This window comes from Clavibacter sp. A6099 (assembly GCF_021919125.1).
Lineage (GTDB): Bacteria > Actinomycetota > Actinomycetes > Actinomycetales > Microbacteriaceae > Clavibacter > Clavibacter seminis.
The window spans coordinates 998,900-1,014,216 of record NZ_CP083439.1; the positions used below are offsets into that span (position 1 = coordinate 998,900).

Here is a 15,317-nt window from a genome sequence, read left to right on the forward strand (position 1 = left end):
GAGCCGAGATGACCGCAACGCCCGCGCAGTGGGAGTACCTCACCACGCCCCTGATGATCCACAACACGGCCGCCATCCTCAACACCTGGGGATCGCAGGGCTGGGAGCTCGTGCAGGTCGTCACCGGCCCCGAGGGTGGGCTCGTCGCGTACATGAAGCGTCCGGTCGCCGGCGCGGAGCACGGCGCCTGATGGGCTCGATCTCCGATCGACTGGCCGAGCTGGGCATCGAGCTGCCCGCGGTCGCGGCCCCCGTCGCCGCCTACGTCCCCGCGGTCGTGCACGGCGGGCTCGTCTACACGAGCGGCCAGCTGCCCTTCGTCGACGGCGTGCTCGCGGCGACCGGGAAGGTCGGCGCCGAGGTGTCGGCCGAGGACGCCAAGGCGCACGCCCGCACGTGCGCGCTGAACGGGCTCGCGGCGGCGGCGGATGCGGCCGGCGGCGTCGACCGCATCGCGCGCGTGATCAAGGTCACGGGCTTCGTCGCCTCGGCCGAGGGATTCACCGGACAGCCGGGCGTGATCAACGGCGCGAGCGAGGTGCTGGGGCAGATCCTCGGCGACGCCGGCATCCACGCCCGCTCCGCCGTGGGCGTCGCGGAGCTGCCGCTCGGCTCGCCCGTCGAGGTCGAGCTCGTGGTCGCGCTCGTCGAGTAGCCGCCGTCAGCTGCGGCGGGCAGGGGAGAGGGCCGGGTGCGCATCGCACCCGGCCCTCCTGTCGTCCGGCGTCGTGATGTCGGGTCAGCCCGCGCTCATCCGGTCGCTGATGACCTGCATCACCTGCGTGTCGGCGAGCGTGGTAGTGTCGCCGACCGCCCGGCCCTCCGCCACGTCGCGCAGCAGGCGGCGCATGATCTTGCCGGATCGGGTCTTCGGCAGCTCCTGCACCACGAACACGCGGCGCGGCTTCGCGATGGCGCCGATCTGGTCGGATACGTGCTTCCGGAGGACCTCGTTCGGATCCTCGTCGCCGAGCGCGCTCGCCTCGGCCGTGCGGAGGATCACGAATGCCACCACCGCCTGGCCGGTCGCCTCGTCGGACGCGCCGACGACCGCCGCCTCGGCGACGTAGGGGTGCGCGACGAGGGAGGACTCGATCTCCGCGGTCGACAGGCGGTGCCCGGAGACGTTCATCACGTCGTCCACCCGGCCGAGCAGCCAGATGTCGCCGTCCTCGTCGAGCCGCGCGCCGTCGCCCGCGAAGTAGCGGTCGCCGAAGCGGTCCCAGTAGGTCTCGCGGTAGCGCTCCGGGTCGCCCCAGATGCCGCGCAGCATGCCGGGCCAGGGCTCGGTCACGACCAGTAGGCCGCTCTCGCCGCGGGCGACGGGCTCGCCCTGGTCGTCGACCACGGCGACCTGGATGCCGGGGATGGGGGTCTGCGCGGATCCGGGCTTCGTCGCGGTGACGCCGGGGAGGGCGGAGATCATGATGCCGCCGGTCTCCGTCTGCCACCACGTGTCGACGACGGGCACGTCGCCGCCGCCGATGACGTCGCGGTACCAGCGCCACGCCTCCGGGTTGATGGGCTCACCGACCGAGCCGAGCAGGCGGATGGAGGAGAGGTCGCGCGCGTCCGGGATCTCGCGGCCCGTCTTCATGAAGGAGCGGATCGCGGTGGGCGCCGCGTAGAGGATCGTGACGCCGTGCTTCTCCACGATGTCCCACCAGCGGCCGGGCTCGGGGGTGTCCGGCGTGCCCTCGTAGACGACCTGCGTGGCGCCGTTCGCGAGCGGGCCGTAGACGACGTAGCTGTGGCCGGTGATCCAGCCGACGTCCGCCGTGCACCAGTAGACGTCGGTCTCGGGGTGCAGGTCGAAGACGTTGCGGTGGGTGTACGCGACCTGCGTGAGGTAGCCGCCCGACGTGTGCAGGATGCCCTTCGGCTTCCCGGTCGTGCCGCTCGTGTAGAGGATGAAGAGGGGATGCTCGGCCTCGAAGGCCCGGGCCTCGTGCTCCGGATCCGCCGCGGCGATCCGCTCGTGCCACCAGAGGTCGCGGCTCTCGTCCCAGTCGACCTCGTTCTCGCCGCGCCTGACGACGAGGACGTGCTCGACGGATCCGGCCGATCCGACCAGCGCGGCGTCCACGGCGGGCTTGAGCGGGAAGACCTTGCCCTTGCGCCAGCCGCCGTCGGCGGTGATGACCACGCGCGCCGCGGCGTCATCGATGCGCGCGCGCAGGCTCTCGGCGCTGAAGCCGCCGAACACGACGGAGTGGACGGCCCCGATGCGCGCGACGGCCAGCATCGCGATCACGGCCTCGGGGATCATCGGGAGGTAGATCGCGACGCGGTCGCCCGCGACGACACCCAGATCGCCGAGGGCGTTCGCGGCGCGCTTGACCTCCGCGGTGAGCTCGGCGTAGGTGAGGTCGCGGGTGTCGCCGGGCTCGCCCTCCCAGTGCAGCGCGACGCGGTCGCCGTGCCCGGCGAGCACGTGCCGGTCGAGGCAGTTGTAGGCCACGTTGAGCCGGCCTTCGGGAAACCAGCGGGCGACGGGGGCGCCCGACCAGTCGAGGACCGTCTCGAACGGAGTCTCCCAGGTCACCAGCTCACGTGCCCTGTCGGCCCAGAAGCCGAGACGGTCTGCGGCGGCGGACTCGGCGAGGGACTCGTCGGCCACGCGGGTGGCGCGGAACGCCTCCGACGGCGGGTGGACGGGCCCCGGCTCCGTCGTCGGCGCCGGGCGCGAGGGGATGGTCGTCCCCTCCTCGTCCTGGTCGTGCGCGGCGGGGCTCGAGGCTCCGGGCTGGGTCGATCGGGGGTTCGTGGACATCGTCATCGTCATCCTCTCCGCGACCCACGTTAGCGGGTGGGCGGTCCGGCACCGCGGCCCCAGGGGCTGATGTGGTGACCCCGCTGCCCGGGAGTCCGGTGGGGGAACGGCCAGAACGCGCATGACCCTCCCCTGGGGGGAGGCTCGCGGCGTATGCTCATGCCGTCGGGCCAAGCCCGGCGTGTGGCGGATCCAGGATTCCCCCGATCCTTCGTCACGTGGCGGCGCCCGTTCCCCCGATGGGCGCCGCCCCTCTCTCCTCCCCAGCGCGTGGCGGTGACGCGTCCTCCCCGGCTCGCGTCGGCTCGTCATCACCGCGGGCGGCTGCGCCTAGTGTCCGCGCATGATCGAGTGGCAGGCATCCGTCGTGGGTCGAGGCGTCCTCCCGGGGGAGGCCCCGCGGCACAGGCCCGCAGGAGGCGCGGGGCCGGGCGACCGTCCGCTCGTCGTCGCTCCCGCGGCCTTCGTCCCGCGGCCCCGGACACCCGCTGGCGCAGGTCGGGGCGTCGCGTCGTCCGACGCCCGGGGCTCAGGGCCCGGCGGGGCCCTCCGCCTCCCGGCGGTCGGTCCCGTCGCCGAGGCCGCATCGCTCGCGCCCCTGCGCCGGGTCCCGTCCGCGCTCGGTCCCCTCTCTCGTCTGGCGCAGGACCCCCGGGCGACGGACGTGTTCGTCAACGGCGACGGCGAGGTCTGGGTCGACCGCGGATCCGGCCCCGAGCGCCGACCCGACGTCGACCTCGGCGGTGAGCCGTCCGTGCGGGCGCTGGCCGTGCGGCTGGCCGCGGCGGGCGGGCGGCATCTGGACGAGGCGGCCCCGTGCGTGGACGTGAGGCTGGGTGACGGGATGCGCATCCACGCGGTGCTGCCACCCGTGTCGACGCGCGGCACCCTGCTCTCCATCCGGCTCCCCTCGCGGGCGAGGCCGACGCTCGACGCGCTCGACGCGGCGGGGGCCTTCCCTCCCGGATGCCGCGCGCTGCTCGAGGAGGCGGTGCGACGACGCACGAACCTCCTGATCACCGGCGCCGGCGGCAGCGGGAAGACGACCCTGCTCGGCGCGCTGCTCGCCCGGGCGGATCCGCGGGAGCGCATCGTGCTCGTCGAGGACGTCGCCGAGCTGCGGGTGCACCACGCGCACGTCGTGTCGCTCGAGGCCAGGCAGGCGAACATCGAGGGCGCCGGGGAGCTGTCCCTGCCGCGCCTGGTGCGGGAGGCGCTGAGGATGCGGCCGGACCGGCTGGTCGTGGGGGAGTGCCGGGGCAGCGAGATCAGGGACCTGCTCGGAGCCCTCAACACCGGGCACGACGGAGGCGCGGGCACCCTGCACGCCAACGGCGTCGCGGACGTGCCGGCCCGGCTCGAGGCGTTGGGCGCGCTCGCCGGCATGGACGCGGTCACGACCGCACGCCAGGCGGTGAGCGCGATCGGCCTGGTCGTCCACCTCGCCCGGACGCCGCGGGGGCGACGGGTGGCCGCCGCCGGACGCCTCGCGACGGGCGACGACGGCCGCCTGCGGGTCGTCCCGGTGCGCTGGGATGCCGGCGCGGGTCCGGTGGCGCGGCCCGCGGTGGCGGCATCGGCCGCGGAGGCGCTCGGGGGTCGTGGATGATCCGGCGCGCGCACGCCGACCGCCCGGGGCTGCGTGTGCGGCTGCGGGGCGGGGGCGACGAGACAGCGGTCGAGGAGGCCGAGGAGATCGCCGCGTTCGTGCGACGACTGGCGGTGCTGCTCGGCGCGGGGCTGCACCTCGAGCGCGCGTGGTCGCAGCTGGCGCCGCCGGGCGGTCGCGCCCGGCGCGGTGAGCGCGCGGTGCCCGCCCTGGTCCGTCGCGTCGCCGCGGGCGCCGGATCGGCTCCCCTCGCCGATCGCGTCATGACCGCGTCCACCGCGTCCACCGCGGGGGAGGCGGCAGGCGGAGGCACCGCGCGATCGTGGTCCGCGCTCGCCGCGGGGCTCGAGGTCGCGGATCGCACGGGAGCGCCGCTCGCGCGGTCCCTCGACCGGCTCGCCGACTCCCTCGTCGACATCGCCAGGGTGCGCCGCGACGCGGGCACGGCGCTCGCCGGCCCGGTGGCGACCAGCCGCACCGTGCTCCTCATGCCCGGCGCAGGCCTGCTCCTAGCGGCAGGGCTCGGGTTCGATCCGCTCCGCGTCCTGGTCACCACCGTGCCCGGGCTCGTGTGCCTCGTGATGGGTTCCTCGCTCGTGGCGATCGGCTGGCGGTGGAACCGCCGCCTGGTGAGCCGGGCCCTTCCGCGGGAGCCCGCACCGGGGCTCGTACTCGACCTGGTGGCGATGGCCATGTCCGGCGGAGCCTCCGTGCCTCGCGCGGTCGCGGTCGTCCGACGCGCGTGCGAGCGCGCCGGACTGGGTGCTGGTGACGACCTCGATGCGGTCGGGTCGGTCGTCGACGCGGCCGCCCGCACGGGCGCGCCCGTGGCCGCGCTCCTCGGGAGCGAGGCGGAACGGGTCCGCAGGGACGCGGCGACCTGGGCGGAGCGGGCGGCGGCGCGACTGGCGGCGCGGCTCATGCTGCCGCTGGGCGTGTGCATCCTGCCGGCGTTCCTGGCGGTGGGCGTGGTGCCGATGCTGCTGGCCGTCGTGTCCTCAACACTCGGCCGCGGATGAGGGCATCCACCATCGCGGATCCCGCCACGGGCCGAGCAGGTCGGACGGGGCATGGTGGCGTCCCGGCCGATGGTCGGCAGGGACAGGACGGCGGGCATCGCCCGCCAGAGGGAGAGGACGAGGACATGGGACGAGTCGAGGAGCGGGCGCACCCGATCGACGTGCGCGACGTGGAGGTCGCGGCAGCGCGGGGGCACGGATCCGGGACGATGGGAGCCGCGGTGGCGCCGGAGGGCCGCGCCGTCTGGCCGCTGGCCGCGGCGGGGGCTGCGCCCGTCGCTCCGTCGCGTCCATCGGGGCGGGGCATGGGCTGCGCGGGGGCCTGCGGTGCGGAGGTGGTCACGGCGGTCCCGAGGCTCGCGCCGTCGCGTTCCGCCCGTGTCGCCCGGGCGGCGCGTCGTGCGCTCCTCCGGCGCGCGGCGGGCGACGGTGGTGCGGCCACGGCCGAGTACGCCATCGCGACCATGGCGGCGGTGGCGTTCGCCGGTCTGCTCGTGGTCATCCTGCAGAGCGACGAGGTCCGCGGGATGCTCCTCGACCTCGTGCGGCGCGCGCTGACGTACGACCGGTGACCCCGTCCACCTCGGCGGAGGGATGTCCGAACGGCGATCCGCGTGCCTGCCCGGTCGCGGATCGCGGGGCGGCGGCCGCGGAGCTGGCGGTCGTGCTGCCCGCGGTCGTGCTGGTCCTCGGGCTGTGCCTGGGCGCGGTACAGACGGTCGGGCAGCAGATCGTGCTGACATCCGCGGCGGAAGAAGCGGCACGGAGCCTCGGACGCGGGGAGGACGCGGGCACGGCGGCGGCGCGCATCGAGGGCGCGGCAGGGGGAGCGTCGATGGCGGTGGACCGGTCGGGTCACGCCGTCTGCGTCCGGCTCACGGCGCCCAGCCGGTTCGCGCCCGCTGGCGCTGCGGGCCTGAGCGTCTCGGCCCGGGGCTGCGCATGGCAGGAGGATCCCGGTGCCCCGTGACGGCGACGTCGGCTCGGGTACCGTGGTCGCGGTCGGCGTGTTCGGCGCGGTCACCGCGCTCGCGCTGGCCACGGTCGCCGTCTCATCCGTGCTGGTGGAGAGGGCGGCCGCGGCGGGTGCCGCGGACTCCGGGGCGCTCGCGGCGGCGGACGTCGCCGCGGGGTACGCGGCCGGCTCTCCCTGCTCGGCGGCCGAGGAGGTCGTGGTCGCCGCCGGGGCCGCGCTCACGGGCTGCGAGATGTCGGGCACGACGGCGGTCGTGATGGCAGAGCGTCGCGACGGCCCGATGGGACTCCAGGTGACGGCGCGCGCGCGAGCCGGTCAACCGCCGTCCCGGGTGTCGGGATGACCCGCGGCGGCACGGTCGTCGTGGGCGTCCTCGCCCTCAGGCCGGAGTCGAGGCGTGCTGGTCGAGGGCGTCTCGCGGGCGGCCCGCGAGAGCGGTCGGGACCCTGTCGGGCGTCTCCGTCCACGTCCGCTTGGGGCGCTCCAGTCCGGGCATCGCGCCGCCCGGTCGCGTCTCGTCCGGGCGGCGCCGCGATTAGGTGCCCGGTCGGTGCGCGTGTGTATGGTGTGCCTTGTCGGGGACCCCGCCGCACGTCGCCCCGGATCGGATCCGATCCGAGCGGGCACGCATCCCGGACACCGGGCCGGCCACCGGCCCCATGAACGCATATATAAGGAGTCACGTGCCCGGCACGAAGAAGTTGGTCATCGTCGAGTCGCCGGCCAAGGCCAAGACGATCGCCCAGTACCTGGGCAGCGGCTACGAGGTGCAGGCCTCCGTCGGCCACATCCGCGACCTCATCGAGCCCAAGAACCTGCCGCCCGAGCTGAAGAAGGGCACGCTCGGCAAGTTCTCCGTCGACGTGGAGAACGGCTTCGAGCCGTACTACGTCGTCAGCGACCAGAAGAAGAAGACGGTCGCCGACCTCAAGCGGGCGCTCAAGGACGCCGACGAGCTCTTCCTCGCGACGGATGAGGACCGCGAGGGCGAGGCCATCGCGTGGCACCTGCTCCAGGTGCTGAAGCCGAAGGTGCCGGTCAAGCGCATGGTCTTCCACGAGATCACCAAGGAGGCCATCGAGCGAGCCCGCGACAGCACGCGCGACATCGACACGGCCCTCGTGGACGCGCAGGAGACGCGACGCATCCTCGACCGCCTCTACGGCTACGAGGTGTCGCCCGTCCTCTGGCGCAAGGTGGGGCCCGGCCTCTCCGCGGGCCGCGTGCAGTCCGCCGCGACGCGGCTGGTCGTTGACCGCGAGCGCGAGCGGCTGGCCTTCGTCACCGCCTCGTACTGGGATCTGACGGCATCGCTCTCGCCGGTCGACCAGCAGCTGCCGTTCGACGCCCGCCTCGTCCGCATCGACGGTGCGCGCATCGCCACGGGCCGCGACTTCGACGACAAGGGCGCGCTCAAGAACGACTCGCGCCCGCTCGACGCGAGCAGCGCGGAAGCCCTCGCGGAGGCGCTCCGCGACCCGTCCGTGCCGCTGAAGGTGCAGAGCGTCGAGTCGAAGCCCTACACGCGTCGCCCCGCCGCGCCGTTCACCACGTCCACGCTGCAGCAGGAGGCGGCGCGCAAGCTCCGCTTCTCCGCGCGGCAGACCATGAGCGTCGCGCAGTCGCTCTACGAGAACGGCTACATCACCTACATGCGCACCGACTCGCCCTCGCTCTCGCAGCAGGCGATCAACGCGGCGCGCAAGCAGGCAGCGGAGCTCTACGGGCCCGAGACCGTGCCGGACAAGCCGCGCCTCTACGCGGGCAAGAGCAAGAACGCGCAGGAGGCCCACGAGGCCGTCCGTCCCGCCGGGGAGACCTTCCGCACGCCGCAGCAGCTCGCATCCACGCTGCGCGGCAACGACCACAAGCTCTACGACCTCATCTGGAAGCGCACCATCGCCTCGCAGATGGCCGACGCGAAGGGATCCACCGCGTCGGTCGTCATCGCCGCGGGCCCCACGTCCGCGGGCGAGGTGGCCGAGTTCGCCGCCTCGGGCACGGTCATCACGTTCCGCGGGTTCCTTGCCGCGTACGAGGAGAGCCGCGACGAGGAGCGCCACGGCGCGGCCGAGCCGCGCGAGGCCAAGCTGCCCGACCTCAAGAAGGGCCAGGACCTGCGCCTCGTCGACGTCGACGCGAAGGGGCACGAGACCAGCCCCCCGCCGCGCTACACGGAGGCGAGCCTCGTCAAGACGCTCGAGGAGCTGGGGATCGGTCGTCCGTCGACCTACGCGGCCATCATCTCGACGATCGTCGACCGCGGCTACGTCACGCCGCGCGGCACGGCCCTCGTCCCGAACTGGATCGCCTTCTCGGTGGTGCGGCTGCTCGAGGAGTTCTTCACCGAGCTCGTGCAGTACGACTTCACCGCGGGCATGGAGGACGACCTCGACCGCATCGCGGAGGGTTCGGCCGAGCGCGTCGACTGGCTGAAGGGCTTCTACTACGGCAACGACGCGCACAAGGGGCTCCGCCCCACCATCGACAACCTCGGCGAGATCGACGCCAAGGAGATCAACTCGCTGCGCATCGCGGATGACATCACGCTGCGCATCGGCAAGTACGGGCCCTACCTGGAGGTCCACGAGGAGGGTGCCGCCGCGGACGCGACGCCTCGCCGCGTCAACCTGCCGGAGGACCTCGCGCCGGACGAGCTGACGGCGGCCAAGGCCCGCGAGCTCATCGACGCACCGGTCGTCACCGATCGCGTCATCGGCATCAACCCCGAGAACGGCAAGCAGGTCGTGGCGAAGGACGGTCGCTACGGCCCCTACGTCACCGAGCTCGATCCCGAGCCCGAGGAGGCGCCCGCCGCCCCCGCTGACGGCGTCGACCCGGCGACGGGTGAGGTGCTCGAGAGCGCGTCGGCGACGACCACTGCTGCACCCGCGAAGAAGGCGCCCGCCAGGAAGCCGGCGGCGAAGAAGGCGGCGGCCGTCAAGCCGCGCACCGCCTCCATCTTCAAGTCGATGGACCTCGCCACGGTCGACCTCGAGACGGCGCTGCGGCTGCTCGACCTCCCGCGGGTCGTGGGCGAGGATCCGGAGACGGCAACAGCCATCACCGCGCAGAACGGCAAGTACGGCCCGTACCTGAAGAAGGGCACGGACTCGCGCTCGCTCACGAACGAGGAGCAGATCTTCGAGATCGACCTGCCCGGTGCCCTCGAGGTGTTCGCGCAGCCCAAGTACGGCGCCCGGCGCCCGTCGAGCGCGCTGAAGGAGTTCGACGCGGATCCCGTGAGCGGCAAGGGCATCAAGGTGAAGGACGGGCGCTTCGGTCCGTACGTCACGGACGGCGAGACCAACGCGACGATCCCGAAGAGCGAGTCCGTCGAGGACATCGACTTCGACCGTGCGGTCGAGCTCCTCGCCGACAAGCGCGCCAAGGGGCCGGCGAAGCCCAAGTCCAAGGCCAAGGCTCCGGCCAAGGCGAAGGCCAAGGCACCCGCAAAGGCGAAGACGACGGCAGCGAAGTCGACCGCGGCGAAGACCGGCACCGCGAAGACGACCGCCGCGAACTCGACCACCGCGAAGACCGCCACCGCGAAGACGACTGCCGCGCGGTCGGCCGCCGCCACGAAGGCGGCGGCGACGAGGGCCGCCAACAAGGCGGCCGCTGCCGCGGCGACGGCGTCCGACGCGACGTGACCGGCGTCTTCATCACCCTGGAGGGCGGCGACGGCGTGGGGAAGTCCACGCAGTCGGCGCTCCTCCGCGGATGGCTGGAGGACGAGGGCCACGAGGTCGTCGTCACCCGCGAGCCCGGGGGCAGCGACCTCGGGGTGGAGATCCGCGAGATCGTGCTGCACCGTCGCGGCCACATCGCGCCGCGCGCCGAGGCGCTCCTGTACGCGGCCGACCGCGCGCACCACGTCGAGACGGTCGTCCGGCCGGCGCTCGAACGGGGCGCCGTCGTGCTGCAGGACCGCTACCTCGACTCGTCCGTCGCGTACCAGGGTGCGGGTCGCGTGCTGGACGCCGTCGAGATCCGCGACCTGTCGCTGTGGGCCGCCCAGGGGCTCCTTCCCGACCTGACCGTGCTGCTCGACCTCGACCAGGCCGCCGCCCGCGTCCGCCTCGACGCGGCTCGCACGCGCTTCGACCGCCTCGAGGCCGAGCGCGCCGAGTTCCACGAGCGCGTGCGCCAGGCGTTCCTCGGTCTCGCCGACGCGGAGCCGGAGCGCTTCCTGGTCGTCGACGCCGCGCGCCCGCGCGAGGAGATCGCCGCGGACATCCGGACCAGGGCGCATGCGCTGATCGCGGCGGGAGCGTCGGCGTGAGCGACGCGACACCGGACCGGGCGGCTGCGGCGCCGGCCGACGGGTCGTCCGCGAGCCCCGACGGGAGGGCGATCTGGGACGAGCTCACCGGCCAGTCCGAGGCCGTCGCGCTCCTCGCCGCCGCGAGCAGCCCGCGCGCCACGGCGCGCGACGCCGCCGGCACCGCGCTCGCGCACTCGTGGCTCATCACCGGGCCCCCCGGATCCGGCCGCTCGAACCTCGCCTACGCCTTCGCGACCGCGCTGCTGAGCGACGGCACGCCGGAGGGAGACGCGGCGACCGCTCGCCAGGTCGCCGCCCGCAGCCACCCCGACCTCGGCGTGCTCGCGACCGAGCGGGTCATCATCGCGATCGACGAGGTGCGCGCGCTCGTCACGTCGTCGCAGTACTCGCCGTCGGTCGGGCGCTACCGCGTCATGGTCGTCGAGGACGCCGATCGGATGACCGAGCGCACGTCGAACCTGCTGCTGAAGGCGCTCGAGGAGCCGCCGGAGCGCACCATCTGGATCCTGTGCGCGCCCAGCGAGGCCGACCTGATCCCCACCATCCGCTCGCGCGTGCGCAGCGTGCGGCTGCGGATCCCGTCCGTCGAGGACGTGGCCGCGCTGATCCAGCGCCGTGACGGCGTCGACGCGGCCACGGCCACGCGCGCGGCCCGTGAGGCGCAGAGCCACATCGGCATGGCGCACCGGCTCGCCACCGACGCGGAGGCGCGCGAGCGCCGCAGCCGCACCCTGGAGCTCGCGCTCGGCATCCGCACGGTCGGCGACGCCGTCCGCGCCGCCGCCGCGATGCTCGAGCTCGCCGGTCAGGACGCCAAGGCCTTCACGGTGCAGCGCGACGCCGACGAGCGTGAGCGCGCGCTCCGGTCGCTCGGCGTGCAGGAGGGCGGATCCATCCCACCGCAGCTGCGATCGCAGATCCGGCAGCTCGAGGAGGACCAGAAGCGGCGGGCCACGCGGAGCCTCCGCGACGGCATCGACCGGATCCTCGTCGACCTCATGTCGCTGCACCGCGACGTGCTCCTGCACCAGCTGGGGGCGGACCTGCCCCAGGTGAACGCGGCCATCGCCCCGCGGATCGCGGAGGCCGCGGAGGCCGGATCCGCGGCGGCGTCGCTCGCGGTCCTCGACGCGGTCGGGGTCGCTCGCCGCCGGATCGACGGCAACGTCTCGCCGGCGCTCGCCCTGGAGGCGATGCTCGTCTCCATCACCCGCACCCGCACGGCGGGTCGCGCGTGACGCGCCGGAGTACGCCGGTGAGGGCCGGGCGTAGAGCGGGAGCGCTGGGCGCGGTCCTCCTCGCCGCGGCCGTCGCCCTGAGCGGCTGCGGTCTCATCCCCGTCCCCGAGCCGCGCAGCTCGACCTCGAGCCCCACGACGGAGGAGGTCGCGCCCGACCTGGCCCGCTACTACGAGCAGGCCCTCACGTGGTCCCCGTGCGAGGACGGCGCCCAGTGCGCGACCGCGACGGCTCCGCTCGACTGGTCGGCCCCGGATCCGGCCACCGACATCCAGCTCGCCCTCGTGCGCCACACCGCCCGCGGCGCCGACGGCCCGCGCGGCTCGCTCTTCGTCAACCCCGGTGGCCCGGGGGCGTCCGGCGTCGACTTCGTGAAGGCCAGCGTCGACTACGCGGTCTCGCGCGACCTGCAGGACGCGTACGACATCGTCGGCTGGGACCCCCGCGGCGTCGGGGCGTCGACCGCCGTCGACTGCGTCGACGACACCCAGCTCGACTCCTTCCTCTACGGCGAGACCGAGGCGCCGCCCGGCACCCCCGCGCACGACGAGGAGCTGGTGCAGGCGTCGAAGTCGTTCGCGGAGTCCTGCGCCGCCCGGTCCGGCCCGCTGCTGCAGTTCATCGACACCCAGAGCACCGTGCACGACCTGGACATGCTGCGCGCCCTGGTGGGGGACAGGCAGCTGAACTACCTCGGCTACTCGTACGGCACGAGCATCGGCGCGCAGTACGCGCAGGACTTCCCCGGGCACGTCGGACGCATGGTGCTCGACGGCGCGACGGATCCGTCCGCGAGCTCGTTCGACGTCGTGCTCGCGCAGACGACGGGATTCCGCACCTCGTTCGAGTCGTACATGGCGGCGTGCCTGGCGGGGCAGGGGTGCCCATTCCGCGGATCAGTCGACGAGGGCGAGCAGATGGTCGCGACCCTCCTCGATCGGCTCGACCAGAGCCCGCTGCGCGCCCGCGACGGGCGGGAGCTCGACGGGCAGGTCATGCGCAGCGCCATCGACTCCGCGCTCTACAGCGAGCAGCAGTGGCCGGCGCTCACGACGGCGTTCACCGAGGCGCTCCGCGGCGAGTCCGCCACCGCCTTCTCGCTCGCCGACTCCTACTTCGGCCGGAAGCCGGACGGCACCTACTCCGGCAACTTCTACGAGGCCTTCCTCGCGATCCAGTGCATCGACTACCCGGTGGAGCGGGATCCCGCGGTGCTCGTGACGGAGGCGGCGGAGCTCCGCGCCGCCGCCGGCGAGCTGGCGGATGACGACACCTCCCGCGACGGCGAGCCGGACCCGCTGTGCGGCAACTGGCCCTATCCCGCCCGGGACACCCCGGCGCCCGTGTCGGCGGAGGGCGCGGCGCCCATCGTCGTCGTCGGCACCACGGGCGATCCCGCGACGCCGTACACGTGGGCCGAGGCGCTCGCGGGCCAGCTCGCCTCGGGCGTGCTCCTCACCTACGAGGGGGAGGGGCACATCGCCTACGACGAACGGGATCCGTGCATCGTGTCCGCGGTGGACGGCTACCTGCTCGGCGGGGATCCGCCTGCCGCCGGCACGACCTGCGGCTGACGCCTCGAGGGCGGACCGCGGGCGGGCCTGGACGGGGTCGGCGCTGCCGGTGTGCGGGAGCGGCCTCCGGGATCCGGTATGCTCTCTACTCGTGCCCGGTACTCGCTGAGTCCGGGCCGGGCCGCCTTAGCTCAGTCGGTAGAGCATCTCACTCGTAATGAGAAGGTCGTCAGTTCGATTCTGACAGGCGGCTCCACCATCCCTCCCGCTCGTCGCGATCTCCCGCGAGAACCGCGGAGCCGCGTCGCACGTCCCTCACAGGGCGCTGTCCTGGCGCACGTCCCCGGAGCCCAGGCAGCCGGACCGGTCCTCGGGTGCGCCGTCTAACATGGCCCCATGCGATCCCCTGCCGACGGCCCCGACCGCGCGCGGGCCGACCGCACCGACCGGGATGCGCCCACGTCCCGGGGCCGCACGCGTGATCTGGCCCGCACGCGCGACCGCCGTCGCACCCGGTCCCTGACGGCCGCCGTCGCGGTCGTCGCCCTGCTCGCCGCCGGCGCCGTCGGCGCAGGTGCTCTGACCGGCCGCGCGGGGAGCGCCTCCGCGAGCGTCGCCGCCACCGCCGACCCGACGCCCACGCCGAGCCCCACCCCCACCCAGGCGCCGCCGCGTCCCGCGCCCGTCGACCAGGCCGCGCGCGACCTCCGCATGTGCTCCATCTCGTCCCTCGCACAGGATCCGCGCCTCGCCACCTTCGAGGGCCAGGTCCGCGACGTGGCGACCGGCCGCGTGCTGTTCGACCGGAACGGCAGCACCCCGGAGCGCACGGCGAGCGTCATGAAGGTCATCACCTCGGCCGCGGCCCTCGCGGCGCTGGGCCCCGACCGGCGCATCGCGACCACGGTGGTCCGCGGTGCCGAGCCCGGCACCGTCGTGCTCGTCGGCGGCGGGGATCCGACCCTGTCGCGCCTCACGTCCGGCAGCTCCGTCTATCCGGGGGCACCGCGCCTCAGCGACCTCGCGCAGCAGGTGCGCACGGCGTGGGCCGCGGATCCCGCGACGGCCGGCACGCCCATCACCCGCATCGTGCTCGACACCTCCCTCTTCTCCGGGGACACGTGGATCCCGTCGTGGGCCGCCTCCGAACGCAAGGCGGGGTACTCCAGCTTCATGACGCCGCTGCAGCTCGACGCCGACCGCGCGGATCCCGCCGCCGTCGTCTCCGCCCGGAGCGAGGATCCGCTGGCGCGCGTCGGCAGCACGTTCCGCTCCATGCTGGGCGGGTCGGCCGACGTCACGCAGGGCACGGCACCGGCCGGCGCCGCCGTGCTCGGCAAGGTCGAGTCGCAGCCGGTCTCCTCGCTCATCCAGACCGCGCTCATCAACTCCGACAACGTGCTCGCGGAGTCGCTCGCGCGGCTCGTGAGCATCCAGGTCGGCGCGGGGAACACGCAGCAGTCGCTGGCGACGGGGATCCCGAAGGCCCTGCAGGCGTACGGGCTCGACACCTCCACGCTCACCATCGTCGACGGCCAGGGCCTCAGCCCCGACGACCGCGTCCCCCCTTCGCTGCTCGCGCAGCTGATGATCCAGGTCGACCAGCGCCAGCAGGCGCTCGGGTACCTGCACGACGGGCTCCCCGTCGCGGGCCGCACCGGCACCCTGGCGGGTCGATTCACCGGAGACAGCGCCGTGGCCCGCGGGCACATCGTGGCCAAGACCGGCTGGATCGACACCGGCTACACGCTCGCCGGCATAGTCGACGCGGCCGACGGCACGAAGCTGACCTTCGCCTTCTATGCCATCGGGAACGTGACGGGCGACGCGAAGATCGCCCTGGACGCGCTGGCCGCGGGCACGTACCGCTGCGGGGCGGACCTGGGGGACGAGTGACGCG

13 protein-coding genes and 1 tRNA gene are annotated in these 15,317 nt (G+C 74.1%); 13 read left to right on the forward strand and 1 reads right to left on the reverse strand.

Annotated features, from left to right (window positions below; translation table 11 throughout):
• Positions 1–8 precede the first annotated feature (8 nt).
• Positions 9–191, forward strand: a complete 183-nt coding sequence (gene sp36 / locus KYT88_RS04750) for a Sp36 family protein (RefSeq protein WP_012297657.1) — start codon at positions 9–11, stop codon at positions 189–191.
• Positions 191–655 carry a RidA family protein gene (locus KYT88_RS04755; RefSeq protein WP_043584457.1) on the forward strand — a complete coding sequence of 155 codons (465 nt, stop codon included), beginning with the start codon at positions 191–193 and terminating at the stop codon, positions 653–655. Before sp36 ends, KYT88_RS04755 begins: the two co-directional genes overlap by 1 nt.
• Before the next feature lie 84 nt (positions 656–739).
• Here the strand turns inward: KYT88_RS04755 and acs are convergent, their stop codons facing one another.
• Entirely contained in the window at positions 740–2,779 is a 2,040-nt protein-coding gene (gene acs / locus KYT88_RS04760) for an acetate--CoA ligase (RefSeq protein WP_043584459.1), read from the reverse strand.
• Positions 2,780–3,116: 337 nt separating this feature from the next.
• Between acs and KYT88_RS04765 the strand changes: the two genes are divergently transcribed.
• The 11 genes from KYT88_RS04765 to dacB all read left to right on the forward strand — a co-directional run bounded on the left by KYT88_RS04765 (position 3,117) and on the right by dacB (position 15,313).
• The gene (locus tag KYT88_RS04765; protein ID WP_043584461.1) at positions 3,117–4,382 is read left to right on the forward strand and encodes a TadA family conjugal transfer-associated ATPase; all 1,266 of its coding nucleotides are present in this window, start codon (positions 3,117–3,119) and stop codon (positions 4,380–4,382) included.
• Complete coding sequence (locus KYT88_RS04770; RefSeq protein ID WP_051629254.1) at positions 4,379–5,401, forward strand: type II secretion system F family protein; 1,023 nt, start codon at positions 4,379–4,381, stop codon at positions 5,399–5,401. Before KYT88_RS04765 ends, KYT88_RS04770 begins: the two co-directional genes overlap by 4 nt.
• A gap of 125 nt (positions 5,402–5,526) precedes the next feature.
• A complete protein-coding gene (locus tag KYT88_RS04775; RefSeq protein ID WP_043584463.1) occupies positions 5,527–5,973 on the forward strand; it encodes a DUF4244 domain-containing protein in 447 nt (148 codons plus the stop codon).
• Positions 5,970–6,371, forward strand: coding sequence for a TadE family type IV pilus minor pilin (locus KYT88_RS04780; protein WP_043584465.1), 402 nt, complete (start codon positions 5,970–5,972; stop codon positions 6,369–6,371). The genes KYT88_RS04775 and KYT88_RS04780 overlap by 4 nt, the downstream gene beginning before the upstream one ends.
• Positions 6,361–6,720 (forward strand): Rv3654c family TadE-like protein, encoded by a 360-nt coding sequence (locus KYT88_RS04785; protein WP_051629255.1) that lies wholly within the window; start codon positions 6,361–6,363, stop codon positions 6,718–6,720. Before KYT88_RS04780 ends, KYT88_RS04785 begins: the two co-directional genes overlap by 11 nt.
• 340 nt (positions 6,721–7,060) lie before the next feature.
• Positions 7,061–10,030, forward strand: a complete 2,970-nt coding sequence (topA, locus tag KYT88_RS04790; protein WP_043584467.1) for a type I DNA topoisomerase — start codon at positions 7,061–7,063, stop codon at positions 10,028–10,030.
• Positions 10,027–10,662 (forward strand): dTMP kinase, encoded by a 636-nt coding sequence (gene tmk, locus KYT88_RS04795; protein ID WP_043584468.1) that lies wholly within the window; start codon positions 10,027–10,029, stop codon positions 10,660–10,662. Before topA ends, tmk begins: the two co-directional genes overlap by 4 nt.
• On the forward strand, positions 10,659–11,903 hold the full coding sequence (locus tag KYT88_RS04800) for a DNA polymerase III subunit delta' (protein ID WP_200871137.1): 1,245 nt from the start codon (positions 10,659–10,661) through the stop codon (positions 11,901–11,903). Before tmk ends, KYT88_RS04800 begins: the two co-directional genes overlap by 4 nt.
• 17 nt (positions 11,904–11,920) lie before the next feature.
• Positions 11,921–13,477 carry an alpha/beta hydrolase gene (locus KYT88_RS04805; protein ID WP_237583790.1) on the forward strand — a complete coding sequence of 519 codons (1,557 nt, stop codon included), beginning with the start codon at positions 11,921–11,923 and terminating at the stop codon, positions 13,475–13,477.
• Positions 13,478–13,597: 120 nt separating this feature from the next.
• Positions 13,598–13,673, forward strand: a tRNA-Thr gene (locus KYT88_RS04810).
• Between the two features lie 140 nt (positions 13,674–13,813).
• Positions 13,814–15,313, forward strand: coding sequence for a D-alanyl-D-alanine carboxypeptidase/D-alanyl-D-alanine endopeptidase (gene dacB / locus KYT88_RS04815; RefSeq protein ID WP_167332593.1), 1,500 nt, complete (start codon positions 13,814–13,816; stop codon positions 15,311–15,313).
• Positions 15,314–15,317 lie beyond the last annotated feature (4 nt).

Excerpts from the sequence above, each read along its gene's own strand:
- sp36 (WP_012297657.1), top strand. The coding sequence starts at position 9 with ATGACCGCAACGCCCGCGCAGTGGGAGTACCTCACCACGCCCCTGATG.
- KYT88_RS04755 (WP_043584457.1), top strand. The coding sequence starts at position 191 with ATGGGCTCGATCTCCGATCGACTGGCCGAGCTGGGCATCGAGCTGCCC.
- acs (WP_043584459.1), bottom strand. The coding sequence starts at position 2,779 with ATGACGATGTCCACGAACCCCCGATCGACCCAGCCCGGAGCCTCGAGC.
- KYT88_RS04765 (WP_043584461.1), top strand. The coding sequence starts at position 3,117 with ATGATCGAGTGGCAGGCATCCGTCGTGGGTCGAGGCGTCCTCCCGGGG.
- KYT88_RS04770 (WP_051629254.1), top strand. The coding sequence starts at position 4,379 with ATGATCCGGCGCGCGCACGCCGACCGCCCGGGGCTGCGTGTGCGGCTG.
- KYT88_RS04775 (WP_043584463.1), top strand. The coding sequence starts at position 5,527 with ATGGGACGAGTCGAGGAGCGGGCGCACCCGATCGACGTGCGCGACGTG.
- dacB (WP_167332593.1), top strand. The coding sequence starts at position 13,814 with ATGCGATCCCCTGCCGACGGCCCCGACCGCGCGCGGGCCGACCGCACC.